The organism is Imperialibacter sp. EC-SDR9 (assembly GCF_902498805.1).
GTDB lineage: Bacteria > Bacteroidota > Bacteroidia > Cytophagales > Cyclobacteriaceae > Imperialibacter.
This window is the reverse complement of record NZ_LR701613.1, coordinates 15,871-38,902: the sequence shown is the minus strand read 5'-3', so window position 1 is coordinate 38,902 and position 23,032 is coordinate 15,871. Positions and strand designations below refer to the sequence as shown.

Below are 23,032 nucleotides of genomic sequence, written 5' to 3'. Positions count from 1 at the left end.
CAGGGAAGAGCAGCCACGTTTGAGCTTTTATATAAAAAATCATGAAGCTCTTTATATTCACTCTTCTTCTGTTTGTCTTTCAAATCGGTGTAGCTCAAGATGCTACCCAAAGAAAAAACAACTTCAACCTGAGTAAAAATGGCGTCGCCCTATCCGGCTATGACCCGGTGAGCTACTTCAAAAGCCCAGAACCAAAAAAAGGCGAAGCGAAATGGTCGTATACCTACAAAGGAATTACTTATTGGTTTAGCTCAGGCAGCAACCGCACCGAGTTCGCTAACTCACCTGCGGCTTATGAGCCGTCGTATGGTGGATGGTGCGCCTATGCCCTGGGCACTTCCGGCGAAAAGGTAGAGGTAGATCCACTCACCTACACAATCTACCAGGGTAAGCTGTTACTTTTCTACAACAGGCTTTTCACCAACACACTCACACTTTGGAACAAAGACGAAAACACATTTTTTAAAACGGCAGAGAAAAACTGGCCTACTATCATTAATCATTGATTTTTTAGAATATTATTTAGGCAAAAAAGGTGTAAAGGCGTGACTCTCACTTTTTCCTCTACAAAATAGCAGTGGTCGTCGAAATAAGCCGCACACAAAACCCTAATTCCTTAAGATTGTACATGATCGATGGAGATGGCTCCAGTATCCCGGTCGTATTTTCGAAAAAGCTATGGATGGGAATAGAGAATGTCTTACCAAAAGTTGTCCTATGGCCTCTAGCTTTACATCATGAACCGCAGAATAGAGATTATCTATGTTGTTGACGACGACGATATTTATCAATACGCCGTCAAAAAGAAAATCCTGAAGCGTAAACTATCTGCTGAGGTAAATACTTTCAAGAACGGGAAGGACGCCATCCTGCATTTAGGTGAGGTAGTGAAGACCGGCGGCCCTCTGCCAGACGTCATCTTCCTTGACCTGAACATGCCCATTATGGATGGATGGGATTTTTTAAACGAGTATGCCCGACTTAGACCTCTTGTAAAGAAGAAAATTCTACTTTACATCGTTTCAAGTTCAATACAAGACTCCGACATTGACCGGGCAAGAAGCATGTATGGCGTGACGGACTATATTGTAAAACCTATTGACGACGAACGCCTGGACGATATTTTGATTCCAGTCTAGCAAATTATATTTTCGGGTATCGCTGATTTTCTCCTTATATAAAGAGAGAAAAGAGAAAGAATGTTTATTTTTCATTGCTTTTGAAAAATTGATGTTCCTAAGCTTACTGATCGAACCTAACTATGATACTGAGTTTTTTCCTTCTCATTGTCGGATTTTTTGTCTTAATAAAAGGAGCTGATTTACTGGTAACCGGTGCCTCATCACTAGCCAAAAGATACAATGTTCCTGAATTGGCCATTGGACTCACTATAGTCGCTTTCGGCACCTCGGCGCCAGAAATGGTGGTCAACGGAGTCGCCTCCTATGAAGGCCACACAGATGTGGTGTTGGGTAACGTAGTTGGCAGCAACATCTTCAACACTTTTTTTATTCTGGGTATAGCCGGTGTGGTTTATCCTCTCTCGGTGCAAAGGAGTACCGTTTTCAAAGAAATACCCTACGCTCTGTTTGGAGGTTTGCTCATCTTGTTTTTTGCCAATGATGTGCTCTTGAACATGGGAGATCAGAATATCATCACTGTAGTGGAAGGAGCCATTTTGTTTGTCTTTTTCCTGCTGTTTCTGGTCTATGTTTTTTTCTCGATGAAAAAAAGTCAAGACTCGCAAAGCGATGAAGAAACAAAGGTGATAGCTATGCCTAAAACCATTCTTTTTATGCTTTTGGGGCTTTTCGGTCTGACCGTTGGCGGTAAGCTGGTAGTAAGTAATGCGATCGACATCGCAAGGTATCTTCAGGTGAGCGAGCAGCTTATTGGCCTCACCATTATGGCTGCCGGAACATCGCTGCCGGAGCTGGCCACCTCAGTGGTGGCGGCTACTCAAAAGAAAAGTGACCTGGCTGTCGGTAACATTGTTGGGTCTAACATCTTCAATATGTTTTTTGTGCTGTCCATCAGTGCTATGATCAATCCGATCCCTTACCCGACGATTTTCAATGTGGACATGATCACTTTCATGGCTGGCACCGTCATTCTTTTTATTGCCATGTTCACAGGGGAGAAAAAAATCCTGGATCGCTGGGAAGCCCTTATACTGCTGATGTTTTTCGTTTTTTACAACATGTATCTGGTGTACAGAGATCACCTGATTGGTGCTTAGGAGGTACTTGCCCGATTGCACAAGTATTTTTTAATCCTGGTAATCCTGCCCAAGGAACTGGCTCGCATCGAAATAAATATCAGACCAGGATAACATTTCCCTACAAGGGCAAAACAAGAGGATCAATCAGTTCGAAAATAAGATAGCAGAGCGACCTTCCGGCCAATATTCCTGCACCAGCGCTAATGGAGGGCCGCATCTGCCAATCTTAACAACCAATTAGTTTCTCCAGAAAAGATAAACTGAGTAAAGGACGTAGGCTGCCAGAAAGATCGCCGCTTCAACCCTATCCAGTTTGTTCCTTTTGAAAGTGAACATCGCCAAAAGGAGAGCCACCGTTCCAAGCATCAAAACAAACATATCGGCATTCATTGTGGTATTGTAAGGTACCTGCCTGACAGTTCCGTTGATCCCCAAAATAAAAATGATGTTAAAAATATTTGAGCCAACCACATTCCCAATAGCAATATCAGTATTTCGGCGGTAAGCGGCCATGGCTGACGTCGCCAATTCTGGCAAAGAGGTACCTGCTGCGAGCACTGTAAGGCCGATCAACTTTTCGCTCATTGAAAATGCCCGGGCAATATAGACGGCACTGTCTGTCACCAATTTCCCTCCTAGCACAAGCGCCACTATACCTGACGCCACAAAAACCACTGAACGCCATGTCGGCAATGTTTTTGTGTCCGTTTTGTCGCTTTCAACATCTTGCTCAAGTTTGGCTGTTTTGAGGATGTAAAACATAAAAAGGCCGAACAAAAACAATAGAACTAACGCCTCCACACGACTCAACCCATTCTCCCGGGAGCCAAAAAACATCACGTCATTTACCAGAAAATAAAGGATGAGTGCACAGAAGAGCGAAAATGGGATTTCGTATCTGACCGTTGTCCGTTGAACAGAAAGTGGGTAAATGAGTCCCGCTATCCCCAAAATGAACAACAAATTAAACAAATTGCTCCCGATAATATTACCGTAAATGGCATCATTCATGCCCCTCACAGAGGAGAAAAGATTGACGGTCAACTCAGGAGTCGAAGTGCCAAAAGCTACAACCGTAAGACCGATGACCAGATTTGAAATTTTAAAGCCCCTGGCAAGAGACGAAGCGCCGTTAACAAGATAGTCGGCACCCTTGATCAGCACAACGAAGCCAATGATCAGCAACGTGAAATTTAAAACCATGATATGATTGTTTAGCACTGCAAATGCAGCGTAGGTAAGAAAACTGAAAGGTGGGGACTGGAGTAGCGGGCACGCAACTCCGGCTACTGAGCTATGGTGCCTTGGTCAGTGAGGAAATAAAGACACCCTTATCGACGTAGACACGTGAGGCCTCTACTTGAAACAATGCAGTAAAGTACCCGTCGAGAGAAACCTTCGCCGCTTCATCTTCCTTTGACCACGTTCCCAGGGGAAATGAGGATTTTTGAATGGCATGCTGGCTTGTAGAGTAAGCCACAAAATTATAATCCACCGCTACCTTATAGTGCTCCCCCGCACTTCGGCTTGCATAATAAGAATGACTGAGGAATACAGGGAATATTATAACCTGCAGGAAGAAAAAAAGAAAGACAACTACTGAAGTAACCCGAAGAGTGGTCTTCATATAATCAAAATAGTGAACCAAATGTACTTGGAAATGCCCGATAATTTTGTCGTCACAAGAATATTTATTTCAATGAGTATATTAAATGAATGAACATTCATTTATATTTGCAACATATGAGAATCAGGGACGAAGCCAAAGAAAAGTTGATACGTGAAAAGGCCCTTGAAATGATCGCTAAGCAGGGCTTTGAGGGCTTAAGTATGCAAAAACTGGCCAAAGCGGCCGGCGTATCACCTGCCACGATCTACATCTATTTCAAAGACAGGGACGACCTCATCCTGCAACTTTGTAAGGAGGAAGGCACGAAAATGATTGAAGCCACCTTCGACGGGTTTGACCCTGAGATGCATTTCGAAGAAGGCCTGAGCATTCAGTGGAAGAACAGGTGCCGTTACTGGCTGGAAAACCCAATGAGTGGGCAGTTTCTGGAGCAAGTGAAGCATTCTCCGCCTTACGAAGCATTTTTTGGTCAAGACAAGGTGTTTCCGAGACTAATGGGCCATTTTATGGCGAATGCCATCGCCAAAAAAGAAGTGATTCCGCTGCCAGCTGAAGTCTATTGGTCGGTTGCTTTTGCTCCCCTGTACCAACTAATCAAATTTCATCTGTCGGGAAAAGGGTTGGGCAATAGAGGCCCGTTCGTTCTCGATGAATCAAAACTTGAGATGACTTTGTTTCTGGTGCTGAAAGCTCTTAAACCATAAAATGAAACTGATTTAAAGTAATTATTAATAACAATCGTCTATCATTCAGAGGACTAATTTTTTTCTATGAATTCTACTGTTACCAACGAGGTTCTTGTTTTCAAAACCAACATCCGCTACAAAAAGGATGTGAGCAAGATCATGCCGCTTTTGGAGTCGGACAATAGAGTGATGGAGTGGAATGTGGATCAAATGGATGTAGACAATGTGTTAAGAATTGCTTCGGGTGGACTTCATCCAACAGAGGTAATAACCATGATCCAAACAGCAGGGTACTTTTGCGAGGAGCTACCCGACTGACCCAAACTCCAATATTGAATGACAAAAGACTTATCTCCCAAAAAAAGGGTGTTCACGCAATACGAAACCTTTGTGATCGCCATATTGGCTATCATCCAATTCACAGTCATTCTTGACTTCATGGTGCTATCGCCATTGGGTGCGATGCTGTTGGTTGAGCTTGACATTACCACTTCGCAGTTTGGGCTAGTGGTGTCAGCCTATGCTTTCAGCGCTGGCATTTCAGGTTTGCTGGCAGCTGGTTTTGCCGACAAGTTCGACAGAAAAAAGTTGCTGCTTTTCTTTTACTCTGGCTTCATTATCGGCACGTTGCTCTGCGGTATAGCGCCTAACTATCACTTTCTTCTTGCTGCCAGAATCGTCACAGGCGTCTTTGGCGGCGTGCTGGGCTCTGTCGTTTTTGCTATCATCACCGACCTTTTCAAGCTAGAAGTAAGAGGACGTGTGATGGGTTTTGTGCAAATGGCATTTGCCAGCAGCCAGGTACTTGGATTGCCGGTAGGTCTTTATGTCGCCAATCTTTGGGGGTGGCACTCGCCCTTTATCCTGATTGTCGGCTTGGCCGTCGGCACGGCCACCGTCATTATCCTTTTCATGAAGCCTGTTGATGAGCATTTGAAGCTTCAAACGCCTGGAAACCCATTCAAAAAACTTTATAAAACAGTTTCCCAGCCCGTTTACCTGAAGGCATTCGGTGCCACCGCCCTTTTGGCAACGGGTGGGTTTATGCTGATGCCATTCGGTAGCACATTTGGCGTCAACAACCTGGGCATCACACTCGACCAGCTTCCGTTGGTATACATGCTCACGGGGATCAGCACCATCATGGTAGGGCCACTGGCCGGGAAACTGAGCGACCTCTACGGTAAGTACAAAATATTTACTATCGGTACTTTCATAGGCATTGCTACGATCCTGATCTATTGCAACCTTGGCATCACTCCTCTTTGGATTGTGATCATTATCAATATCGCCATTTTCATAGGCATCACTGCCAGAATGATTTCTGCATCTGCTTTGATGACAGCCATTCCTGAACCAAGGGAGCGTGGCGCTTTCATGGGAGTAAATTCATCCATTCAACAGGTTTCGGGAGGATTTGCCTCTGCACTGGCTGGCATTATCGTTATACAAACGCCCGCCGGGCCGCTTGAGCGATACGATCTGCTTGGCTATGTGGTTACCGGCACTATGCTTGTTACAATTTTGATGATGAGCGTGATCAACAAGATTGTGAAGGACAAGGTGAAGAAGCAAATGCAACCGGTCTAGCACCCGAATCAACGTAATCTTCCACAAGGTTTACAGTCATTAATTCCTTAATTTGCTGTAACCAATGCTGATACTATGGAAAGGATAGTCATTGTTTGTTATCGGCCCAAGCCCGGCAAGGAAAGAACCCTTAAGAAGCTGGTAAAAAACCACGTGCCCGCTCTAAAGCGAGAAGGCCTGGTGAGTGACAGGCTTCCGGTGACTATGAAATCAAAAGACGGAACTGTTGTTGAGATCTTTGGTTGGAAGTCGGCCGAGGCCATACAAGCCGCCCATTCCAATCCGGTTGTGCAGGAGATGTGGAAGGAATTTCAGGAAGCTTGTGACTATGAAATACCTGTGAACATAGAAGAGTTTAACGGCATATTTTCTGAGTTCAGCCCCCTCTAGTGACGCAATTTGGGACAAGTTGTGCATTAAAGAGCTTACGCATGCTCAATCACTCCCATACCAAACAAAGCAAAATCGTATTTGACTGGATCGTTGGGATCCATTTGCCGCAGATTGTGAGTGAGCTCCAAAGCTGTTTGCCAGTCGGTTTGTTTGCGGGTGATCAACCCAAAGCTTCTGGCCACCCTGTCCACGTGCAGGTCGCACGGACAAATAAGCTGCGAAGGGTTGATGGTTTCCCAAAGGCCAAAATCAACACCCCTGTCATCCTTTCTTACCATCCAGCGCAGAAACATGTTGATGCGCTTGCAGGCGCTTTTCCTTTTTGGCGTGGCGATGTGCTTTTTGGTGCGGGCAGGGAATTCGGGAAGGCTGAAGAATAAGTCATGAAAACCGATGAGACAATTTTCAATCGTCTCGTCACCTGGCTTCATAGAATTTGAGAAAGCGCTCTCAAGGCTGTCGTGGTTGGTATAGTGCTCACGAAAGAACTGAATAAAGTAGAGCAAGTCGGTGGTATTGAACGTGCGGTGTTTGAACTTTAGTATTGTTTTTAAATCATTCTCGGAATGATTCAACACGAACTGATGAGGGGCATCATCCATCAGCGTGAAAAGCTCTCTGCACTTGTTGATGATGGTGACCCGCTGGCCCCAGGCCAAGGTTGCAGCAAAGAAGCCTGCAATCTCAATGTCCTGCTTAGTAGTGAAGCTATGGGGAATGCAAACCGGATCCTTTTCAATGAAAAAGGGGCGGTTGTACTCATCCACCTTTTGATCGAGTAGCGTTTTAAGTTCTTTAATGTCGATCATTCGGCGCTTCGCTTATTTAGATAAGTCAAGAGGTTCGCTGTGGTCATTACATTGGAAACACCCTTCTTCAGCAGTCCTCCGTGTAACTTCTTGTCTCCTGTCCAGAGTTTAGCATCAGGAACGCTATTGGCCATTGCTACAAATAACAAATCATCGGCATCTATGTCTTTAACGATATCATAGGCGGACTTCAAAGCAGATTTTGACAAAAGCTATCTGACAAGAAAGTAATGTCTCTGGTCACGGTAGCGATCAGTTCGGACAATTCATCGCTACCAAGATCCGTCAATTTTAATAGCTTCGGGAAGTGGCTCTCAATTTCGACAAGCAAGTATTCAGAAGAGTAGAATTCAAGGATTCCTTTTGAGTGAATGAGAAGGCGGCCAATATTTCCTGATGAGTTTAAGATGCCACTAAAGACAATATTAGTATCAACTATTATCTTCATTTAGAAATTTTGACTTATTACTTTCAAACCAGCTTCTGCTAATCGACTTTGCCAATTTATTAACGTCAACCTGCTTAACTTTGAACTTTGAAGTAATTTCCTGATAGCGCAAATAGCGTAAAAAATCTTCTGTCTCTTCCACATTGACGGTTGAAGGTAGCCTGATAATTAATTCGTCTTTTGTTTTTTCAATGACCATATCTCCAAATATTTATTAAGATAAGAGAATTAAAGATGAGAACTACCAGACTTCAGCCTTATTCTCACTATCAATCTTTCAGTTACGGAACATAAGATACTTCAACAGGCACTTTAGGATCAACTGACTCAAGCCTTTGAAAAGCTTTTTCCGAAAGCCTGATCAGCACCTTGTTGTTGGTTCCAGTGTCGGGCAGTTTGCCCACTACCCTCACATAGATAGATCTGCCATTCATTCTGTTCTTCACTTCCAGAATGGCGCCGATGGGCGCAGTGCGGTGCAGCGCCAGAAACTTCCTCGTTTCAGGCGAGTTTTCAATCACCATGGCAAAGCCCTCTTCCACCACTTTTTCGTAGCCTGCCACCGAGGCCGTATCTCTGGTGTAGCCTTGCTTGTTGATTTGCTTCAGCGAACCATTGCTGGCCTCGCTTACCACCAGTTCCTTTTTCTTCTCTCTCGTCGGTGTTTCTTCCGCAATCGCCACAGGTGCCTTAACGGTTGTCGGCTTCCCAATGGCCAGCTCCTGCCCCACCGACAGGCTGTTGCCCTTGAGGTCGTTCCATTTTTTTATATCGTCTACAGACACATCGTATTTCTGCGAAATACTAAAAAGCGTTTCGGAAGGTGCTACGGTATGATAAGTCAGCTGAGGATTTTTCGGGGTGGCAGGCTCAGCTTTAACAGGGGCTGTCTGCTCCACCGGCTTTTGGCCTTTCTTTAACACCAGCTGCTGTCCGGTACTTAGCTCGTTGCTTGTCAGGTTATTCAGCCGTTTGATTTCATCCACACTCACATCATATTGCCTCGAAATAGCATACAGTGTCTGACCTGCTTCAACGGTGTGATAAAGCTGCCCCGAAGTCGAGTTTTGATTCATACTCTTTGGGACATCTCCCCTCCAGGGGATAGCGATTTCCTGGCCTATAGCTACACTATTGCCGCTAAGGTTGTTGGTTTTGGAAATTTCTTCCACGCTTGATTGGTATCGCCTCGAAATGGCGTATAGCGTTTCTCCCTGTCCAACCCTATGAATAACAAACTGCTTACCCTCTCTTTTTTCCAGGCGCACAGAGTCCATCTCCGCTCCAAATGAGAGGTTGGTGATCATGGTCAATAAAAAGACAGCCTTAAGCACCCTCAAATAATTCATAAACAATAAGTTGCGTTTTGTTTGACACAAATATCAATCTATTCTTCAGTACAAAGAAAGTATCAGCCGCAAATGCATCCAATCCAGTGCCAATTTTTTCTTCGATCACAATATTCCCTTCAGAATCAATCACGGATAGCACATTTGCATAAGAGCTTCCCTCTGAATAAAACCAGGAAATAACGATCAGGTCTTCTACTTCCAGGTAGTCACAAGCACCAACGGCTTTTACGTTGAAGTAATTGGCAATGAATGACTTAATAGTTTCCAAATGTGGTGACTCACTATCGTAGTGCGTTGGGTATTTGGCTTTTATCGATTGCTCCTGCCCATTAGATTTGTCTACCAAATCGGTCGCAAGCTCCTGCCCGGAATTAATTTCGTAGTGCTTCACAATACTTTCACTTTCACCGTGCTGTTTACCAGAAACTGACAGGCTATTCAATTGTAGCAGTTGAAAATTTTGCAGCCACCATTGTACCTCCATAGATTCTATGTTGATCGCTAAAAGTCCCTGCTTCTCCGGTTGCTGGCTATCATGGTACTGTTTTATCAACAACAGGTTGTCTTTTATCGTTACAATACTCATCCACCACTCTTCCTCGAATGCATAACGATCAAACACCAGAATTTGTGTATGAAGGTCCAGCAAAGAAAAGCTCACAGACGCTTCCTTCAGGTCACGTAGCTCCAGGGCCAGCAATCCTTTTTCCGGTTCAAGCGCCATTTGCCAGATGGGCTGTTCAAAATCATGGATAAAAATGGGTGATAAGCGTTCCGACACTTCTATTTGATTAACTTTACGTAAAACTATAGGTAATATGAACCTATTGAAATTGATGAACAAAAAAAGCGTACTTATCCTCCTGATGGCTTTGCCTTTTTTGGGGCTTGCCCAGCAAAAGCAAACCAAAGTATTAAGAGTGCTATTGGCGGCAGAAATTGATCCACGCACCAACCGGCTGATGGAGCTTGCGCTCAACCAGGCCACTGAAGACTCAGTTGACTATGTGGTGATTGAAATGGACACCTACGGAGGTGCACTTACCGATGCTGATGAGATCAGGACAAGGGTGCTTGATTTCGAGAGGCCCGTTTACGTTTACATCAACAAAGATGCGGCTTCTGCCGGTGCATTGATTTCTATTGCCTGCGACAGTATCTATATGGCCAAAGCTGCCAGCATTGGTGCGGCAACGGTTGTGACTTCGGATGGTGCCGCCGCCCCTGATAAGTACCAAAGTTATATGCGCTCCATCATGCGGTCTACCGCTGAAGCCAACGGCCGTGACCCACGGATAGCTGAAGCCATGGTAGACGAAACGCTGGAGTTTGACAGCATCACACAAGCTGGCAAAGTGTTGACCTTCTCTACCAGCGAGGCCATAAAAAATGGCTATTGCGAAGCCCAGGTAAGCAGTATTGATGAAATAATGGAACGCTCAGGTGTAACCGATTACGAACTTATCGATTTCAAGCTGGATGCTACTGACAAGATCATCGCCCTGTTTCTCAACCCCTTTATTTCGGGCATCCTCATACTGATCATTATCGGGGGCATCTATTTCGAGCTACAAACACCAGGTGTAGGCTTTCCTATTGTAGCAGCCATTATTGCGGCTACGCTCTATTTTGTGCCCTACTACCTCAATGGTCTGGCGGAAAACTGGGAAATTATTATGTTTTTCATAGGTGTGCTGCTGATAGCCGCCGAAATTTTCGTCATCCCCGGCTTCGGGGTAGCAGGTGTGGCTGGTATTATCTTCACCCTCGGCTCCCTTATACTCGTCATGGTCAATAACGACAACCTCGATTTCTCTTTCGTTGAATTAGACAGCCTGCTTATTGCTTCCGTCACAGCCATTATTGGAATCATGGGGAGTATTGTCCTCATGTTTTTTGGCGGAGCCCGGCTCAGTCAGTCGAAAGTATTCAATAGAGTGGCCCTGGGAACCAGCATGGACAGAAGCGCTGGTTACACCTCCAGTTTTATGAAAGAGCCGATGATAGGCAAGACCGGGGAGGCCCACACCATACTAAGACCCAGCGGCAAGGTATTGATCGATGGCGATGTATTCGACGCCTTTACCCGGGGCAACTACATCGACAAAGGGGCTAAGATTGTTGTGATATCTGACGAGGGAACTTCACTGAAAGTTAAAGAGGTTGAATAGTTTACCCGATAACTTCAAAAACCTGCTCTATGCCTAACATCCTCGGCGTCATTCCTGCCCGTTATGCTTCCACCCGGTTTCCCGGCAAGCCTTTGATTGACCTGGCCGGTAAGTCGATGATTCAACGGGTATACGAGCAAGCTTCCAAAGCCAAGCTTCTGAATAAAGTGGTAGTGGCCACGGATGACGAAAGAATTCTGCTGCACCTGCAAAACATGGGGCTTGAAGTGGTAATGACCTCGACTAACCACACCAACGGTACGGAAAGGTGCCTGGAAGCGTTGCAACTAACTGAAGGTGACTTTGAGTACGTGATCAACATTCAAGGCGATGAGCCTTTTATCGACCCGAATCAGATTGATACGTTGGCAGGTATTCTGAACGGAAAAGTGCAGCTGGGAACCCTCATCAAAAGAATAACTGATCCAGCCGTTCTGGATTCTCCCAATATTGTTAAGGTGGTGTTTAATAGAAAAATGGAGGCGCTGATTTTCAGCAGATCATGTATTCCACATCTGCGGGGAGTTAGTAACGAAGACCGGCTCTCACAATTCACTTTTTACAAGCACATTGGCATTTATGCCTACCGGGTCGATGCTCTTGCGGCCATCACGCACCTACAGCCCTCCCCTCTCGAAAAAGCCGAGTCGCTGGAGCAGTTGCGGTGGCTGGAAAACGGTTACAAAATAAAGGTGGTGGAAACCGACCTTGAAACGATGGGAATAGATGCGCCAGAGGATGTGGAGAAAGCAATGAAACATTATAATGTTTAACCTAAACAAGCCTATGGCACGGCCAATGGTATTTGCAGGTTAAACGCCCAGTCCCTATTTTAGGCATCGACTAACTCAACCAACATGAGACGCAGACGTAAGCAAAACGCCTGTTTGAACTGCGGTTATCCGCTGGACACTGAGATATACAATTACTGCCCGTCCTGCGGACAGGAAAACACCAATACCAATATCTCATTTGGTCAATTGTTGTACGACTTTTTCAATAATGCCTTCTCCTTTGATAGCCGGTTCACCAACTCCCTGATTCCTTTTTTCTTTAAACCTGGCTGGCTTACACTCCGGTTTAACGAGGGCAAAAGAGCTTCCTATGCGAATCCGGTCAGGCTTTATCTTGTCATCAGCCTTTTCTACTTCTTTGTCCTCAACATGGTGGGCAAAAAGATAACACGGGACATAGAGACAAAGATGGCTCAGCAGGAAGCAGCAAACCCGAACCTAAATTTCTCTTTTGGCCCCACCTTGCTAACCGGCACCGACAGCCTGCACGTGATGGATAGCCTGAAAGCTGAGCTTGCCCAGCTAAACGAGGAAGAGCTTGACTCAAACACCAGGGAGGCCATCAAATTTCTGGGGACAGAAAAATCGTTCGATCCGATAAAGGTTGATACTGATGGTGAAAAAGACGGCAGTTTTTTCGGAATAAGTGCCGAAAACTGGAACACTTATAATCGCCTGAAAGATGACAGGAAGCTGACAGACGAGATGCTTTACGACAGCTTGAATCTGGACGGCACCACCACTACTCAGCAGTTTATTGCCCGACAGGTAATTCGTGTGAACAGGGCTGATAAGCAGACATTGGTTGAGTTGGTTACAAAGAACCTACCCATACTCATGTTTATCATGCTGCCTATATTTGCCCTGATCCTCAAACTGCTTTATATCCGGCGCAATATCCTTTATGTCAATCATATCATGCACGCCATTCATTTGCATAGCTTCGCTTATATCGTTTATGGCCTGTCTCTAATTGTGATAATGTTAAGTGATGGAGAGAGCAGCCTTGGTGATTGGGCTGGTGGGCTGGGCTTCACACTCGTTACAACGTACGCTTATTACTCTCTGAAGCGAGTGTATGGTCAGGGCTGGTTCAAAACCATCACAAAGTTTATCCTTCTCGGCTGGATCTATTCCTGGTTTCTTTTTATCGGAATCATGGCAGAGTTGGTGATTTCGTTTTTGCTTTTTTAGCCATTCCCTTTCAAAAACCTCCACGGTTTAGGTTAAATTGTCTCCAACCTAAACCAATCTTCTATGAAACTATCTGTTTTCTTCGCTTGTCTTCTTTTTATGGCTTCCTGCGAAACGGCATCACCTCCGGCTGACCAGCAAGCTACCCAGCCAGGTGTCGTTAGTTTTAATCCCACATTCAAGGCGGCGGCGTTTACAGAAACTGACAGGGTGCAAAAAGTAGTTGCCCTGGGGCCGGAAATCGAAGCTTTGCTTCAGCAAACCGCCAAAGACAATCACTACCCAGGCATGGTGTATGGCATCGTCATGGAAGGGAAATTAATTTGGTCGAGCTCCTATGGTATCGTTAATACCGACAACAAAGTGCCAGTCTCAAACAAGTCTCTTTTCAAAATAGCCTCTATGAGCAAAAGTTTTACTGCCATGGCTATTATGAAGCTGGTGGAAATGGGCAAACTCGAACTTGATGATGAAGCCGCTGACTATATGCCAGAAATGAAAAATCTAGTATACCTCACCAAAGACGCCACACCCATCACCATCGAAAACCTGCTCACAATGACAGCGGGCTTTCCCGAGGACAACCCCTGGGGAGACAGGCAGTTGGAGGACACACCAGAGGAGTTACAAACTTTGGTAGCAGAAGGCCTGAGCTTCTCCAATATTCCGTCTTTCGGCTATGAGTACAGCAACACCGGCTTTGCAATTCTGGGGCAGATCATCAGCAATGTATCAGGCCAACCTTACCAAGAATTCATTAATGAGAACATTTTTAAGCCACTCGGTATGAACAATACCTACTGGGAGTTTGAGGGGCTTCCTGAAGACCTGCTGGCGTTGGGCTACCGCTGGGAAGATGAACAATGGAAGCCGGAGCCTCTGTTGCACGACGGTGCCTTTGGCTGCATGGGCGGGCTCATCACCTCTCTGGACGACTTCAGCAAATACGTGGCCTATCACCTTTCCGCCTATCCACCAAAAAACGATGACGAGTATGGCCCCGTAAAGCGCAGCTCTCTCAGAAGCATGCACAAACCCAAAGAACCAAGCCTGATGGCTAACGCCAGGGATGCTGATGGAAATACCTGTCCGATGATCAGCGGTTATGGCTATGGATTGAGTGCCCGAAAAGATTGTAACGCCGTGGTGTACATCCGGCACAGCGGTGGGCTGCCTGGTTTTGGCAGTGACTATCGTTTTTATCCTGAATATGACCTGGGCATCATTTCCTTCGCCAACCGCACTTATGCAGGCGCTGGCGCCATCAACAATGAGGTCGCCAACCTGATATTCAAAAAAGCCGGCCTCCAGCCCAGGATATTGCCAGCTTCTGATATTCTCCTGGCCGCTCAGACAAAAGTGGCCAGTTGGCTACAGACCAACGAAGCAGGTGTTGAAGAAGCGCTTTTTGCGGAAAATTTCTTCCTGGATTTTTCCAGAGACAGACGTATCAAAGAATACAATCAGGCCCTGGCTCCTATAGGTAATGTCACTAAAGTGGGGGAAATGAAAGCCATCAACCAGCTCAGGGGTGTTTTTACCCTCACAGGCGAAAACGGGAGTGCAGAAGTTTTCTTCACTATGTCTCCTGAAAAGACACCAAAAGTACAGCAGCTGGATGTTCGACTGAAGGAATGAAATAGGGATTTGGTGCCACCAGCTGCGCTGTGGGCACCAAATCTCTCACGAATGGATTTCTTTCAAGGCCTCTTTGTTGGCGGCAATAATCTTGTCAGCTAGTTCTTCAGTGATGGCAGTAGAGATAAACAGTGTTTCATACTGTGAAGGTGCGAGGTAGATACCCTTTTCAAGCATTTTTTGAAAATACTTGCCAAACATAGTGGTATTACTGGTCTTGGCGGAGTCGAAGTTTACCACGTCAGAATTGGTAAAAAACAGACTGAACATGCTACCAACGTGATTGATGGTATGCAGCAAGCCGAGTGACTCCAGGTTGTGTCTAAAGCCGTCTACAATTCGCTGCGTAATCTTGTTCAGGTAAGTGTAGGTCTCGGGGTGCTCGTTCAGGTAGGTAAGCATCGCCTTGCCGGCTGCCATGGCAATAGGATTGCCCGACAAAGTGCCCGCCTGGTAAACCGGTCCGGCCGGGCTCACATAGTTCATGATTTCAGCACGACCCCCATAGGCACCAACAGGCATGCCACCACCGATGATTTTACCCATAGTGGTGAGATCGGGAGTGATGCCGAATATTTCCTGTGCCCCGCCCTTTGCCAGGCGGAAACCGGTCATCACTTCGTCGAATATCAAAAGAATGCCTTCCTGATCGCAAAGCTTACGCAGCCCTTCCAGAAACCCCTGCGCAGGCAGTACGCAGCCCATATTACCAACTACGGGCTCTAAAATAATGGCCGCAATAGTCCCTTTATTCTTCGCAACCAGCGTTTCCACAGCCGCCAGGTCATTGAAAGGTGCCGTTAACGTGTCTTTGGCAGTTCCTTCAGTTACGCCCGGGCTATCGGGCGTTCCCATGGTTACTGCACCACTTCCTGCGGCAATCAAAAACGAATCGCCATGGCCATGGTAGCAACCTTCAAACTTGATAATTTTGTCTCTCCCTGTGAATCCACGAGCTACTCTGACAGCCGACATGGTGGCCTCGGTACCGGAGTTGACCATGCGCACCTTCTCAATAGAAGGCACCATATGTGAAATCAGCTCCGCAATTTCCACCTCAGCCCTCGTAGGGGCTCCAAATGAAAATGATTTGCCTATGGCATTTCTTACAGCTTCTTCAATCATCTCATTGGCATGGCCCAAAATCATTGGCCCCCATGAGTTGATCATTTCTATGTACTTATTGCCATCCTCATCAAAAAGATAGGCCCCCTTAGCTGCCTTGATAAATAACGGGTTGCCCCCTACTGCTTTAAATGCCCTCACCGGAGAATTTACGCCACCTGGAATTACTTTTTGTGCCCTGTCAAAGAGCGCTACACTGCTGGATCTGTTCAACGTCATACTGCTATTTAACTTCCTTCACTAATTGGTTGTTCTCTAACTTCAAAAAAGTCACCATCTGATTATCGTTGTGGAATCCATATTCAAAACCAGAAGTAAATACCCCTTCCACTATCTCGCCTTCCGGCAAGCCCGCCTGAAAGTAATTGCCGTTTGCATGCATTAACCCTCCAAAAACAACCATCATTTCGTAACCTAAGGATGCATATACCGATGGTGGCGTTTTGTATTTTCTCATATAGTTTCCGCTAAACGACTGGTAGGCTGCCCGGCTCTTGTCTACGAAAACAGGTGATATGAATACCGCATTGATCCTTTCTACCTGGTCGTAATTTACCTGAGGAATATCCAGCCAGTCTTCCCTTCCAATCACAGGGATTTTATCAGGGCGAATTTCCACGGCGCTTATTGTATTAGTGGCGAAAAGTGGATTAGACGACGCAATCATAATATGACCTATACTGTCTCTTTTGATGCCCCATACCTCGTGGAGATAAACCAGTGAGTCCTTCCCATATGTTTTCTGCTTGGACTTTACAATGTATTTTTCAGGATGAAGCAGCATCGTATCCAGTCTCTCCTGCGTCTTTATCTCAACTTCCTTTTTGAAGCTCAGGGTATCGATAAGGTAGTGTGCTTCATTCGACCTCAAGGGCTTTACTTTCAACACATTGAACTCATTATCTCGCAACTGCTGCGCATAAAGCACTGCTGCCAATGAGTCTCTGTTATCGTTGGGTTTGTATTCGTAAAAAACAAGTGCGTTTTTATTATCCTGAAATTTCTCAATTGCATATTCAGCAGCCTTCAACGATTGGGTCAGGTAGGTTGGTCGGAGCAAAAAAGAAAAAGGGTTACCTGCAATGACGTCCGGATTGGCCGACACCGGATTGATCATATTGATTTTGTTGGCAAAGGAAAAGTCCGACACCAGCTTACTTGGCTCAGGGTACAGCGGCCCGATAATCAAATCCATCCGCTGTAGCTCCGCTTTTTGCAGAAGTTTGGTCGTTACAGCCCCGCTCCTTCTCGTATCATAGGCATGGATAATCACCTTCTTATTTTCAGCATTTAGCTTTTCGGCGGCCAGAAGAATGCCTGTGTAGAGTTCGGTGACAAAGTCGGCCCGTGGGTTAGCTTTGCTTTCATCCAGTGAGGAGAACATAAAAGGCAGCATTACTGCCACGTGGTATTCACTCTTTTTAACGGACTTGCTTAGGTCAACCAGGCCGAATGATTCTACGGGCAAATCGAACTTCTCCACTATTTCCCTCACCATGGCCTGATCGAGCGTATTGCCAGGGTCACTCATGATATTTCTTGCCAACCAGGAAGCTACTACGGTATCCCGGTTGTATATCTCATACAATGCCTTTAGCTGGTTCAGGCTGTCAATTTTAGAAATGTATTTCGTCTTGAGGAGATTGATTTCGCCGGACATAGAAGGGCTTTTCACCCTCTTCAGATAATCGAGCGCAGCCGCAGGCTGATTTTGCTCAAAGTAGCCGGTAGCCACCCAGTAGTAGGCTTCGTCCAGCTTTTCCCAGTTCGGGAATCGTTGTGTAAGCTCAAGAAACAGGTTGCGGCTGTTCTCCGACTGACCTAGCTTGTAAGCCGACAGTGCATTGTAAAAGGCAGCATAGGGAGCGTACGGGTTGTCAGGAGCAGGCATCATCACCTTCTTAAAGGACTGCATTGCCAACTCGTAGCGCCCCTCCCGGAAGAGCTCTTTGCCGAAAGTGAAATTAGTTTGGTGGTCCTGTGCTTGCGTAGAAGCTGCCCAAAAAAGCAAACAAATAACGCTCAGGCTTCTAAGAATAGCTGGATATCGCATGTTGATTATTCCCATTCAATGGTTGCAGGTGGCTTAGAGCTGATGTCGTACACCACTCTGTTTACCCCCTTTACTTTATTGATAATTTCACTCGATATTTCTCCCAGGAATTCATAAGGCAGGTGGCAAAAATCGGCAGTCATGCCGTCGACACTAGTTACTGCTCTTAAAGCTACTACATTTTCATAAGTTCTTTCGTCGCCCATTACACCTACTGCCTGAATCGGGGTAAGCATAGCGCCTGCCTGCCATACCTGATCGTACAGGCCGTGATCCTTGAGGCCTTGCACAAATATATGATCCACTTCTTGCAACACCCTAACCTTTTCTGCAGTGATCTCACTCAAAATCCTTATTCCCAAACCAGGGCCAGGGAAAGGATGGCGACCCAAAATATTCGGATCGATCTCCAGCGTGCGCCCGACATTTCTTACCTCATCTTTAAACAGCGTGTTAAGCGGCTCCACCACCTTCATTTTCATTTTTTCTGGCAAACCGCCCACGTTGTGGTGCGACTTGATGGTGGCAGAAGGCCCTTTCACCGAAACGGATTCGATCACATCGGGGTATATGGTGCCCTGACCAAGCCACTTCACGTCCTGAATTTTGTGCGCCTCTTCGTCAAACACCTCAATAAACGCCCGGCCAATCGCCTTCCGCTTTTGCTCAGGTTCCGTCAGTCCTTTAAGCGCTGCATAAAAACGCTGTGAAGCATCTACACCCTTCACATTCAGGCCCATATGTTTGTAAGACTCAAGCACACTAATGAATTCGTTCTTTCGAAGCAGCCCGTTATCAACGAAGATACAATGTAGGTTCTTGCCTATGGCCTTGTGGATCAGCATGGCAGCCACTGAGGAGTCAACACCGCCGGAAAGCCCCATGACCACCTTGTCATTGCCCAGTTTGGCTTTCAAGTCAGCCACTGTAGTTTCGACAAAGATGTCTGGTGTCCAGTCCTGGCTGCAACCGCAGATGTGCACAACAAAATTGCGAAGCAGCGTTTTGCCCTCGGTGGTATGCGTCACTTCGGGGTGAAACTGAATACCGTAAACTGGCTCATTCTTCAACTTGAATGCCGCCACATGCACCGACGGGGTACTGGCAATCACCTCATACTTCTCAGGTATGCTTGCTATCGTGTCGGCATGCGACATCCATACTTGCGAATTAAGCGTAATTTCTTTCAGCAGGTCGTGGTGCGAATCCACCTTACTAAGCTTGGCTCTGCCGTATTCTCTGATTTCCGAGGGAAGAACATTGCCCCCACTCTTTTTTGCCATGAGCTGCGCACCATAGCAAACGCCTAACAATGGCACTTTTGAAGAATAAAAATCAATATCTATGTCGGGCGATCCCTCATCTCTTACCGAGCAGGGGCTGCCAGAAAGAATGACGCCTTTGATATCGTCGCTCCAATCGGGAAGGTGGTTGTAGGGGTGTATTTCACAGTAAACATTGAGCTCCCGAACCCGGCGAGCGATGAGTTGTGTGTATTGAGATCCGAAGTCGAGGATCAGAATCATTTCAGCCATCCGCAAAAATAATACGGGGGGTTAGTTTAAACTAGTTTTTGGATGGGAAAGTCGGGAGGAAAATGGAAGTGGCAGATTGAGAGGTGCGAAAGTTTGAGAGTGATGAGTAAAGCGCATCAAAGTGAGAAGTGGCAGCGTTCAGGAATCAGGAAAGCAGTTTGAAGACCGAAGATCGAAGTAAGGGCCTGCTTCAATATCAAAAGAGAGTGGCTGAGCTGAAAAGTGGTAGTGCTATCCGCTGGAGCCAATATTCACTTAGGTGCATTGGCTATTTCCAATAAGGGAGCCTAATTGCCCCGAAGGGGCCATTTTCAAATTAAAATTCTATATTTAAGCATGAAAAATATTCTATTTTTTATTGGAGGTGGTTTGTTCATGGTACTTGCCTCTTATGCTTCGCCAAAAGTATATTCCTGTAAGGATGAAGTAAAGAAGCTCATGGTGGCCAATGACTCATTGAGGGCGGAAGTTCAAAAGTCCCAGGCTATTGCCGAGGCCAGGAGACGTGAGACTGAACAACAAACACTAATAGCCGAAAAGCAGAGAGCAATTGCAGATCAATCTCAGGAAGAAGCACTCATTCAGGCTGAAAGAGCAGTTGAGGCTGCCACTGAAGCCACCAGGCAAAAAGCCTTAGCGAATGACTATAAAAAACAACTTGAAGCTTGTCAAAAGCACAACTAAAGTCATAACAACCATGAAGCTCTGGGCTAAAATCACAATCGGCATTCAAACGCTCATCATTATCTTTTTTGCTATTTACTCCTCTCTCAAAGCGAATGAAGCATCCACGTTCTTGAATCTATTGAGGGAGCAAGAGGCCCTTCTGGTTCGGGCTGAACTCGAAGCTGAGAAGCAAACTGAAATAGCGATGAGTGCTCAAGCCGAGGCCGAACAACAACGAATGATGGCCGAACAACAAGCTGCAATCGCAATGCAGACGCTTGAGGAATGCGAAAGCAAAAAGAAGTAACTTGCCGTCAAAGGACTTTCTCATGAAAAACTTCCCACTGATCATTATTGTCGTGTTGTCGGCAGCCCTTATTCTCCTGGGCATCTATGCCAAAATGCAGGCTTCCAAAGCTGAGCTTAACTCGCTAATGGCCAACAAATACCAGGAAATGATGCTGCAGGAAAAGGAGGTGAACGAGCAGTTGATGGTGGAGTTGGTGGAGTGTAGGGAGGGGAAAGAAGTGACGGAAGACGGGAGCTAGAAGACCGGAGTGCAGGCATAGAGCTAAGTTGGGAGTGGTATCTTTGCGCTTCCCATTACGGGGATTTGTGAAAAAAAAACCTGGTTTTAGCCAAAAATATCTGGTCTCCGGGGAAACAAAAAAGTCCCCACCACCATTCCCAAAGCACTGGCACCAAACCCAATGAACATGGCCGGGAATTCGAAATGAAACACATGCTCGCTCAGAAACCAACTTACCAAACCCAATATCATAGACAATACCGCCCCGCCTCGGGACGACTTTTTCCAGAACAGCGCCGTTGCCATCGGCACAAATAGGGTAACCAAGCCCAGAATGGAAGACTCCGAAACTAGCTCGAAAATGTTGGTGCGGTACGAAGCCAGCCAGGAAGCCAGGACGGCCATACACACCACTGACGCCCGCAGAATGACCAAAAAACGTTTATCCGGCATATTTTGATCCATCAGCGGGCGAATGATATTCTCCGATAAAATACTGGCGGGTGCCAGCACCGCTCCACTGCATGTACTGAAAATCGCCGACAACAGGGCCCCGAAAAACATCACCTGTACCCACATGTCAGTATGTGCCATCACCATCGAGGGCAGCACCTGTTGGGTGTCTCCATCAATCAGTTCCGGGTAAAGCACCTTCCCTGCCAGGCCAATGAACAGCGGGAGAATAGCAATCAGGCCGTACATACCAGCTCCCAGCAAGGTAGATCTTACTGCAGTCTTCTCACTTTCTGCCGAGTTAGCCCGTTGAAAAATATCCTGAGAAGCGAGCGAACCGAGGCCCAGCGTGAGCCAGGCCGCCAGGTAATGAATCCAGGTCATCGGGTCTCCGTCGGTCGGTACAAACGAGAAGAAACCTTCTGGTGCACCATCCAATACCGGTGCCATTCCGCCAGCTTTATTGACAATAGTAACCGCCACAATCACCAAACCGACGACAATGATGATGCTTTGCATGAAATCAGTAATAGTAATAGCCCACATCCCTCCCATCAGTGTATAAATTGTCACCACACTTGCACTGATTAGGATGCCGTAAATGGTGGGCAGTCCGGAGATGATCTGGATGATTATGCCAAGCGCCACCAGTTGGGCAGCGATGTAACCAAAAAAGGTGAGCAGCATGCAAGCGCTGGCAATCAGCTCCACGCTTTTTCCGTAATGATTGCGGTATAGGTCACCAAGGGTAAGCAGATTTAACCTGTACAACGGTTTGACGAAGATCAGGGCAAATAAAACGAGGCAAAGCACGCCTCCGAACGGGTCTTCGATCACACCCAGCACGCCGTGCTTCACAAACTCGGACGAAGCCCCGAAAATTGTCTCTGAGCCAAACCATAGGGCAAAAAGAGCCGAAGCAGAGAGAAACATGGGCAGCTTGCGACCCGCCAGCATGAAGTCCGTGGATGTTTTGATGTACCTGGAAGCTGCCATACCAATAGCCACGGTCAACAACAGATAAATCACTACAAAAACTCCAAGCATTAGCCTCCGCTGAAACGTAAAAGATGAGCAGCAAAAATAGGAGTAGAAAAATTGAATACAATACCGTTAAAACACAAGACCCCACGGACAAACGCTCGCAGGGTCTTCAAAAAGGACTAATCAAAACTATGCTTAATAGTTATTCTCTTTTACAAAGTGTCTATATCGATGCTCCTGAAATACCCCTCAGCCAGCTCGTTAAAAGGCATAATGACTTTCAAGAGCTTTCCTTCATACAAGGCAGTGATGCTATCCAGCTCCACGTCGAATGGGATAGGCATCAAATGTACAATATTTGGTGCTCCCTCCTGTTCATTCGTGTGATTGGGCGTCTTATAGTTCAGGTAATGAAACACACTCAAGTGCCTGTTGTGAATTTCAATTTTGAGGTTTTCCACCGAGAGTCCCGGAGCAACCACATCCAATTCGTAGCAATCTTCCAGCTTCCGCATTTTTGTGGAAGGAAGACTCATACCTCCATTGATTGTATTCAGCAAATCTGCCGTCACAACCATGTTTTTTACCAAAGAGTCAGATAACTTCATTTTCATATATCCTAAATTCCCACATCACTGATCAATCAATGTACCAACGTATTTTTCAGGTATTTATGTCATGTTTTCTGAATAAAAATTCATAGAATCGGTCAAATTGTCTTTTTGTCTGACAGAGTAATCCTGTAGTTTCGGCAAAAAAAC

The 23,032-nt window shown here is 46.1% G+C and carries 27 protein-coding genes; 14 read left to right on the top strand and 13 right to left on the bottom strand.

Annotated elements, in window-relative coordinates:
- Positions 1-41 precede the first annotated feature (41 nt).
- From GC130_RS24440 to GC130_RS24430, 3 genes are all read left to right on the top strand, one after another.
- Entirely contained in the window at positions 42-506 is a 465-nt protein-coding gene (locus GC130_RS24440) for a YHS domain-containing (seleno)protein (protein WP_152000998.1), read from the top strand.
- Positions 507-737: 231 nt separating this feature from the next.
- Positions 738-1,139, top strand: a complete 402-nt coding sequence (locus tag GC130_RS24435; RefSeq protein WP_152000997.1) for a response regulator — start codon at positions 738-740, stop codon at positions 1,137-1,139.
- A gap of 122 nt (positions 1,140-1,261) precedes the next feature.
- Entirely contained in the window at positions 1,262-2,239 is a 978-nt protein-coding gene (locus GC130_RS24430; protein WP_152000996.1) for a calcium/sodium antiporter, read from the top strand.
- 219 nt (positions 2,240-2,458) lie between these two features.
- On the opposite strand, the gene GC130_RS24425 is transcribed toward GC130_RS24430, so the two are convergent.
- Both GC130_RS24425 and GC130_RS24420 read right to left on the bottom strand, forming a co-directional pair.
- Complete coding sequence (locus tag GC130_RS24425) at positions 2,459-3,424, bottom strand: calcium/sodium antiporter (protein ID WP_152000995.1); 966 nt, start codon at positions 3,422-3,424, stop codon at positions 2,459-2,461.
- A gap of 91 nt (positions 3,425-3,515) precedes the next feature.
- On the bottom strand, positions 3,516-3,848 hold the full coding sequence (locus GC130_RS24420) for a hypothetical protein (RefSeq protein WP_152000994.1): 333 nt from the start codon (positions 3,846-3,848) through the stop codon (positions 3,516-3,518).
- A 116-nt stretch (positions 3,849-3,964) separates the two neighbouring features.
- Between GC130_RS24420 and GC130_RS24415 the strand changes: the two genes are divergently transcribed.
- From GC130_RS24415 to GC130_RS24400, 4 genes are all read left to right on the top strand, one after another.
- Positions 3,965-4,555 carry a TetR/AcrR family transcriptional regulator gene (locus GC130_RS24415; protein ID WP_152000993.1) on the top strand — a complete coding sequence of 197 codons (591 nt, stop codon included), beginning with the start codon at positions 3,965-3,967 and terminating at the stop codon, positions 4,553-4,555.
- Between the two features lie 66 nt (positions 4,556-4,621).
- Positions 4,622-4,855 (top strand): hypothetical protein, encoded by a 234-nt coding sequence (locus GC130_RS24410; RefSeq protein WP_152000992.1) that lies wholly within the window; start codon positions 4,622-4,624, stop codon positions 4,853-4,855.
- 18 nt (positions 4,856-4,873) lie between these two features.
- Positions 4,874-6,127: an MFS transporter gene (locus tag GC130_RS24405; protein ID WP_152000991.1), complete on the top strand. Its 1,254-nt coding sequence runs from the start codon at positions 4,874-4,876 to the stop codon at positions 6,125-6,127.
- A 75-nt stretch (positions 6,128-6,202) separates the two neighbouring features.
- Positions 6,203-6,517: a putative quinol monooxygenase gene (locus GC130_RS24400; protein ID WP_152000990.1), complete on the top strand. Its 315-nt coding sequence runs from the start codon at positions 6,203-6,205 to the stop codon at positions 6,515-6,517.
- 35 nt (positions 6,518-6,552) lie between these two features.
- Here GC130_RS24400 and GC130_RS24395 read toward each other — a convergent pair whose 3' ends face one another.
- The 6 genes from GC130_RS24395 to GC130_RS24370 form a co-directional block, all read right to left on the bottom strand.
- Positions 6,553-7,329, bottom strand: a complete 777-nt coding sequence (locus GC130_RS24395; RefSeq protein WP_152000989.1) for a TIGR02757 family protein — start codon at positions 7,327-7,329, stop codon at positions 6,553-6,555.
- Positions 7,326-7,523, bottom strand: coding sequence for a PIN domain-containing protein (locus tag GC130_RS29140; RefSeq protein WP_193217987.1), 198 nt, complete (start codon positions 7,521-7,523; stop codon positions 7,326-7,328). The genes GC130_RS24395 and GC130_RS29140 overlap by 4 nt, the downstream gene beginning before the upstream one ends.
- On the bottom strand, positions 7,520-7,777 hold the full coding sequence (locus tag GC130_RS29135; RefSeq protein WP_152000987.1) for a PIN domain-containing protein: 258 nt from the start codon (positions 7,775-7,777) through the stop codon (positions 7,520-7,522). The genes GC130_RS29140 and GC130_RS29135 overlap by 4 nt, the downstream gene beginning before the upstream one ends.
- Complete coding sequence (locus GC130_RS24380) at positions 7,761-7,976, bottom strand: hypothetical protein (protein ID WP_152000986.1); 216 nt, start codon at positions 7,974-7,976, stop codon at positions 7,761-7,763. Before GC130_RS24380 ends, GC130_RS29135 begins: the two co-directional genes overlap by 17 nt.
- A gap of 82 nt (positions 7,977-8,058) precedes the next feature.
- Positions 8,059-9,126 carry a LysM peptidoglycan-binding domain-containing protein gene (locus GC130_RS24375; protein WP_152000985.1) on the bottom strand — a complete coding sequence of 356 codons (1,068 nt, stop codon included), beginning with the start codon at positions 9,124-9,126 and terminating at the stop codon, positions 8,059-8,061.
- The gene (locus tag GC130_RS24370; protein ID WP_152000984.1) at positions 9,104-9,910 is read right to left on the bottom strand and encodes a DUF4905 domain-containing protein; all 807 of its coding nucleotides are present in this window, start codon (positions 9,908-9,910) and stop codon (positions 9,104-9,106) included. The genes GC130_RS24375 and GC130_RS24370 overlap by 23 nt, the downstream gene beginning before the upstream one ends.
- A 37-nt stretch (positions 9,911-9,947) precedes the next feature.
- Here GC130_RS24370 and GC130_RS24365 point away from each other — a divergent pair, with 37 nt between their 5' ends.
- The 4 genes from GC130_RS24365 to GC130_RS24350 all read left to right on the top strand — a co-directional run bounded on the left by GC130_RS24365 (position 9,948) and on the right by GC130_RS24350 (position 14,926).
- Positions 9,948-11,300, top strand: a complete 1,353-nt coding sequence (locus GC130_RS24365) for a nodulation protein NfeD (RefSeq protein WP_226940597.1) — start codon at positions 9,948-9,950, stop codon at positions 11,298-11,300.
- A gap of 29 nt (positions 11,301-11,329) precedes the next feature.
- The gene (gene kdsB, locus GC130_RS24360; RefSeq protein ID WP_152000983.1) at positions 11,330-12,073 is read left to right on the top strand and encodes a 3-deoxy-manno-octulosonate cytidylyltransferase; all 744 of its coding nucleotides are present in this window, start codon (positions 11,330-11,332) and stop codon (positions 12,071-12,073) included.
- An 84-nt stretch (positions 12,074-12,157) separates the two neighbouring features.
- The gene (locus tag GC130_RS24355; RefSeq protein ID WP_152000982.1) at positions 12,158-13,288 is read left to right on the top strand and encodes a DUF3667 domain-containing protein; all 1,131 of its coding nucleotides are present in this window, start codon (positions 12,158-12,160) and stop codon (positions 13,286-13,288) included.
- Between the two features lie 63 nt (positions 13,289-13,351).
- A complete protein-coding gene (locus tag GC130_RS24350; RefSeq protein WP_152000981.1) occupies positions 13,352-14,926 on the top strand; it encodes a serine hydrolase in 1,575 nt (524 codons plus the stop codon).
- A gap of 45 nt (positions 14,927-14,971) precedes the next feature.
- On the opposite strand, the gene hemL is transcribed toward GC130_RS24350, so the two are convergent.
- Genes hemL through guaA form a run of 3 tightly spaced genes read right to left on the bottom strand, consistent with a single transcriptional unit; the run spans position 14,972 to position 19,639 of the window.
- On the bottom strand, positions 14,972-16,270 hold the full coding sequence (gene hemL, locus GC130_RS24345; protein WP_193217986.1) for a glutamate-1-semialdehyde 2,1-aminomutase: 1,299 nt from the start codon (positions 16,268-16,270) through the stop codon (positions 14,972-14,974).
- A gap of 4 nt (positions 16,271-16,274) precedes the next feature.
- Positions 16,275-18,119 (bottom strand): hypothetical protein, encoded by a 1,845-nt coding sequence (locus tag GC130_RS24340; protein ID WP_152000980.1) that lies wholly within the window; start codon positions 18,117-18,119, stop codon positions 16,275-16,277.
- Entirely contained in the window at positions 18,110-19,639 is a 1,530-nt protein-coding gene (gene guaA / locus GC130_RS24335; protein WP_152000979.1) for a glutamine-hydrolyzing GMP synthase, read from the bottom strand. The genes GC130_RS24340 and guaA overlap by 10 nt, the downstream gene beginning before the upstream one ends.
- 336 nt (positions 19,640-19,975) lie before the next feature.
- Between guaA and GC130_RS24330 the strand changes: the two genes are divergently transcribed.
- The 3 genes from GC130_RS24330 to GC130_RS24320 are packed head-to-tail and all read left to right on the top strand — an operon-like array spanning position 19,976 to position 20,853.
- Positions 19,976-20,323 (top strand): hypothetical protein, encoded by a 348-nt coding sequence (locus GC130_RS24330; protein WP_152000978.1) that lies wholly within the window; start codon positions 19,976-19,978, stop codon positions 20,321-20,323.
- The gene (locus tag GC130_RS24325; RefSeq protein WP_152000977.1) at positions 20,298-20,612 is read left to right on the top strand and encodes a hypothetical protein; all 315 of its coding nucleotides are present in this window, start codon (positions 20,298-20,300) and stop codon (positions 20,610-20,612) included. The genes GC130_RS24330 and GC130_RS24325 overlap by 26 nt, the downstream gene beginning before the upstream one ends.
- Before the next feature lie 22 nt (positions 20,613-20,634).
- Complete coding sequence (locus GC130_RS24320) at positions 20,635-20,853, top strand: hypothetical protein (protein ID WP_152000976.1); 219 nt, start codon at positions 20,635-20,637, stop codon at positions 20,851-20,853.
- An 86-nt stretch (positions 20,854-20,939) separates the two neighbouring features.
- Here GC130_RS24320 and GC130_RS24315 read toward each other — a convergent pair whose 3' ends face one another.
- Positions 20,940-22,334, bottom strand: a complete 1,395-nt coding sequence (locus GC130_RS24315) for a sodium:solute symporter family protein (RefSeq protein WP_152000975.1) — start codon at positions 22,332-22,334, stop codon at positions 20,940-20,942.
- A 149-nt stretch (positions 22,335-22,483) separates the two neighbouring features.
- Complete coding sequence (locus GC130_RS24310) at positions 22,484-22,879, bottom strand: Hsp20/alpha crystallin family protein (protein WP_152000974.1); 396 nt, start codon at positions 22,877-22,879, stop codon at positions 22,484-22,486.
- Between the last annotated feature and the right edge of the window lie 153 nt (positions 22,880-23,032).

Bases quoted from the DNA above. Each gene is read 5' to 3' on its own strand.
- GC130_RS24420 (WP_152000994.1), bottom strand. From the start codon at position 3,848: ATGAAGACCACTCTTCGGGTTACTTCAGTAGTTGTCTTTCTTTTTTTC.
- GC130_RS24430 (WP_152000996.1), top strand. From the start codon at position 1,262: ATGATACTGAGTTTTTTCCTTCTCATTGTCGGATTTTTTGTCTTAATA.
- GC130_RS24365 (WP_226940597.1), top strand. From the start codon at position 9,948: ATGAACCTATTGAAATTGATGAACAAAAAAAGCGTACTTATCCTCCTG.
- GC130_RS24415 (WP_152000993.1), top strand. From the start codon at position 3,965: ATGAGAATCAGGGACGAAGCCAAAGAAAAGTTGATACGTGAAAAGGCC.
- GC130_RS24340 (WP_152000980.1), bottom strand. From the start codon at position 18,119: ATGGGAATAATCAACATGCGATATCCAGCTATTCTTAGAAGCCTGAGC.
- GC130_RS24395 (WP_152000989.1), bottom strand. From the start codon at position 7,329: ATGATCGACATTAAAGAACTTAAAACGCTACTCGATCAAAAGGTGGAT.
- GC130_RS24405 (WP_152000991.1), top strand. From the start codon at position 4,874: ATGACAAAAGACTTATCTCCCAAAAAAAGGGTGTTCACGCAATACGAA.
- GC130_RS24425 (WP_152000995.1), bottom strand. From the start codon at position 3,424: ATGGTTTTAAATTTCACGTTGCTGATCATTGGCTTCGTTGTGCTGATC.
- GC130_RS24440 (WP_152000998.1), top strand. From the start codon at position 42: ATGAAGCTCTTTATATTCACTCTTCTTCTGTTTGTCTTTCAAATCGGT.
- GC130_RS24375 (WP_152000985.1), bottom strand. From the start codon at position 9,126: ATGAATTATTTGAGGGTGCTTAAGGCTGTCTTTTTATTGACCATGATC.
- GC130_RS24380 (WP_152000986.1), bottom strand. From the start codon at position 7,976: ATGGTCATTGAAAAAACAAAAGACGAATTAATTATCAGGCTACCTTCA.
- kdsB (WP_152000983.1), top strand. From the start codon at position 11,330: ATGCCTAACATCCTCGGCGTCATTCCTGCCCGTTATGCTTCCACCCGG.
- GC130_RS24435 (WP_152000997.1), top strand. From the start codon at position 738: ATGAACCGCAGAATAGAGATTATCTATGTTGTTGACGACGACGATATT.
- guaA (WP_152000979.1), bottom strand. From the start codon at position 19,639: ATGGCTGAAATGATTCTGATCCTCGACTTCGGATCTCAATACACACAA.
- GC130_RS24310 (WP_152000974.1), bottom strand. From the start codon at position 22,879: ATGAAGTTATCTGACTCTTTGGTAAAAAACATGGTTGTGACGGCAGAT.
- GC130_RS24355 (WP_152000982.1), top strand. From the start codon at position 12,158: ATGAGACGCAGACGTAAGCAAAACGCCTGTTTGAACTGCGGTTATCCG.
- hemL (WP_193217986.1), bottom strand. From the start codon at position 16,270: ATGACGTTGAACAGATCCAGCAGTGTAGCGCTCTTTGACAGGGCACAA.
- GC130_RS24315 (WP_152000975.1), bottom strand. From the start codon at position 22,334: ATGCTTGGAGTTTTTGTAGTGATTTATCTGTTGTTGACCGTGGCTATT.
- GC130_RS24400 (WP_152000990.1), top strand. From the start codon at position 6,203: ATGGAAAGGATAGTCATTGTTTGTTATCGGCCCAAGCCCGGCAAGGAA.
- GC130_RS24350 (WP_152000981.1), top strand. From the start codon at position 13,352: ATGAAACTATCTGTTTTCTTCGCTTGTCTTCTTTTTATGGCTTCCTGC.
- GC130_RS24410 (WP_152000992.1), top strand. From the start codon at position 4,622: ATGAATTCTACTGTTACCAACGAGGTTCTTGTTTTCAAAACCAACATC.
- GC130_RS29135 (WP_152000987.1), bottom strand. From the start codon at position 7,777: ATGAAGATAATAGTTGATACTAATATTGTCTTTAGTGGCATCTTAAAC.
- GC130_RS24320 (WP_152000976.1), top strand. From the start codon at position 20,635: ATGAAAAACTTCCCACTGATCATTATTGTCGTGTTGTCGGCAGCCCTT.
- GC130_RS24330 (WP_152000978.1), top strand. From the start codon at position 19,976: ATGAAAAATATTCTATTTTTTATTGGAGGTGGTTTGTTCATGGTACTT.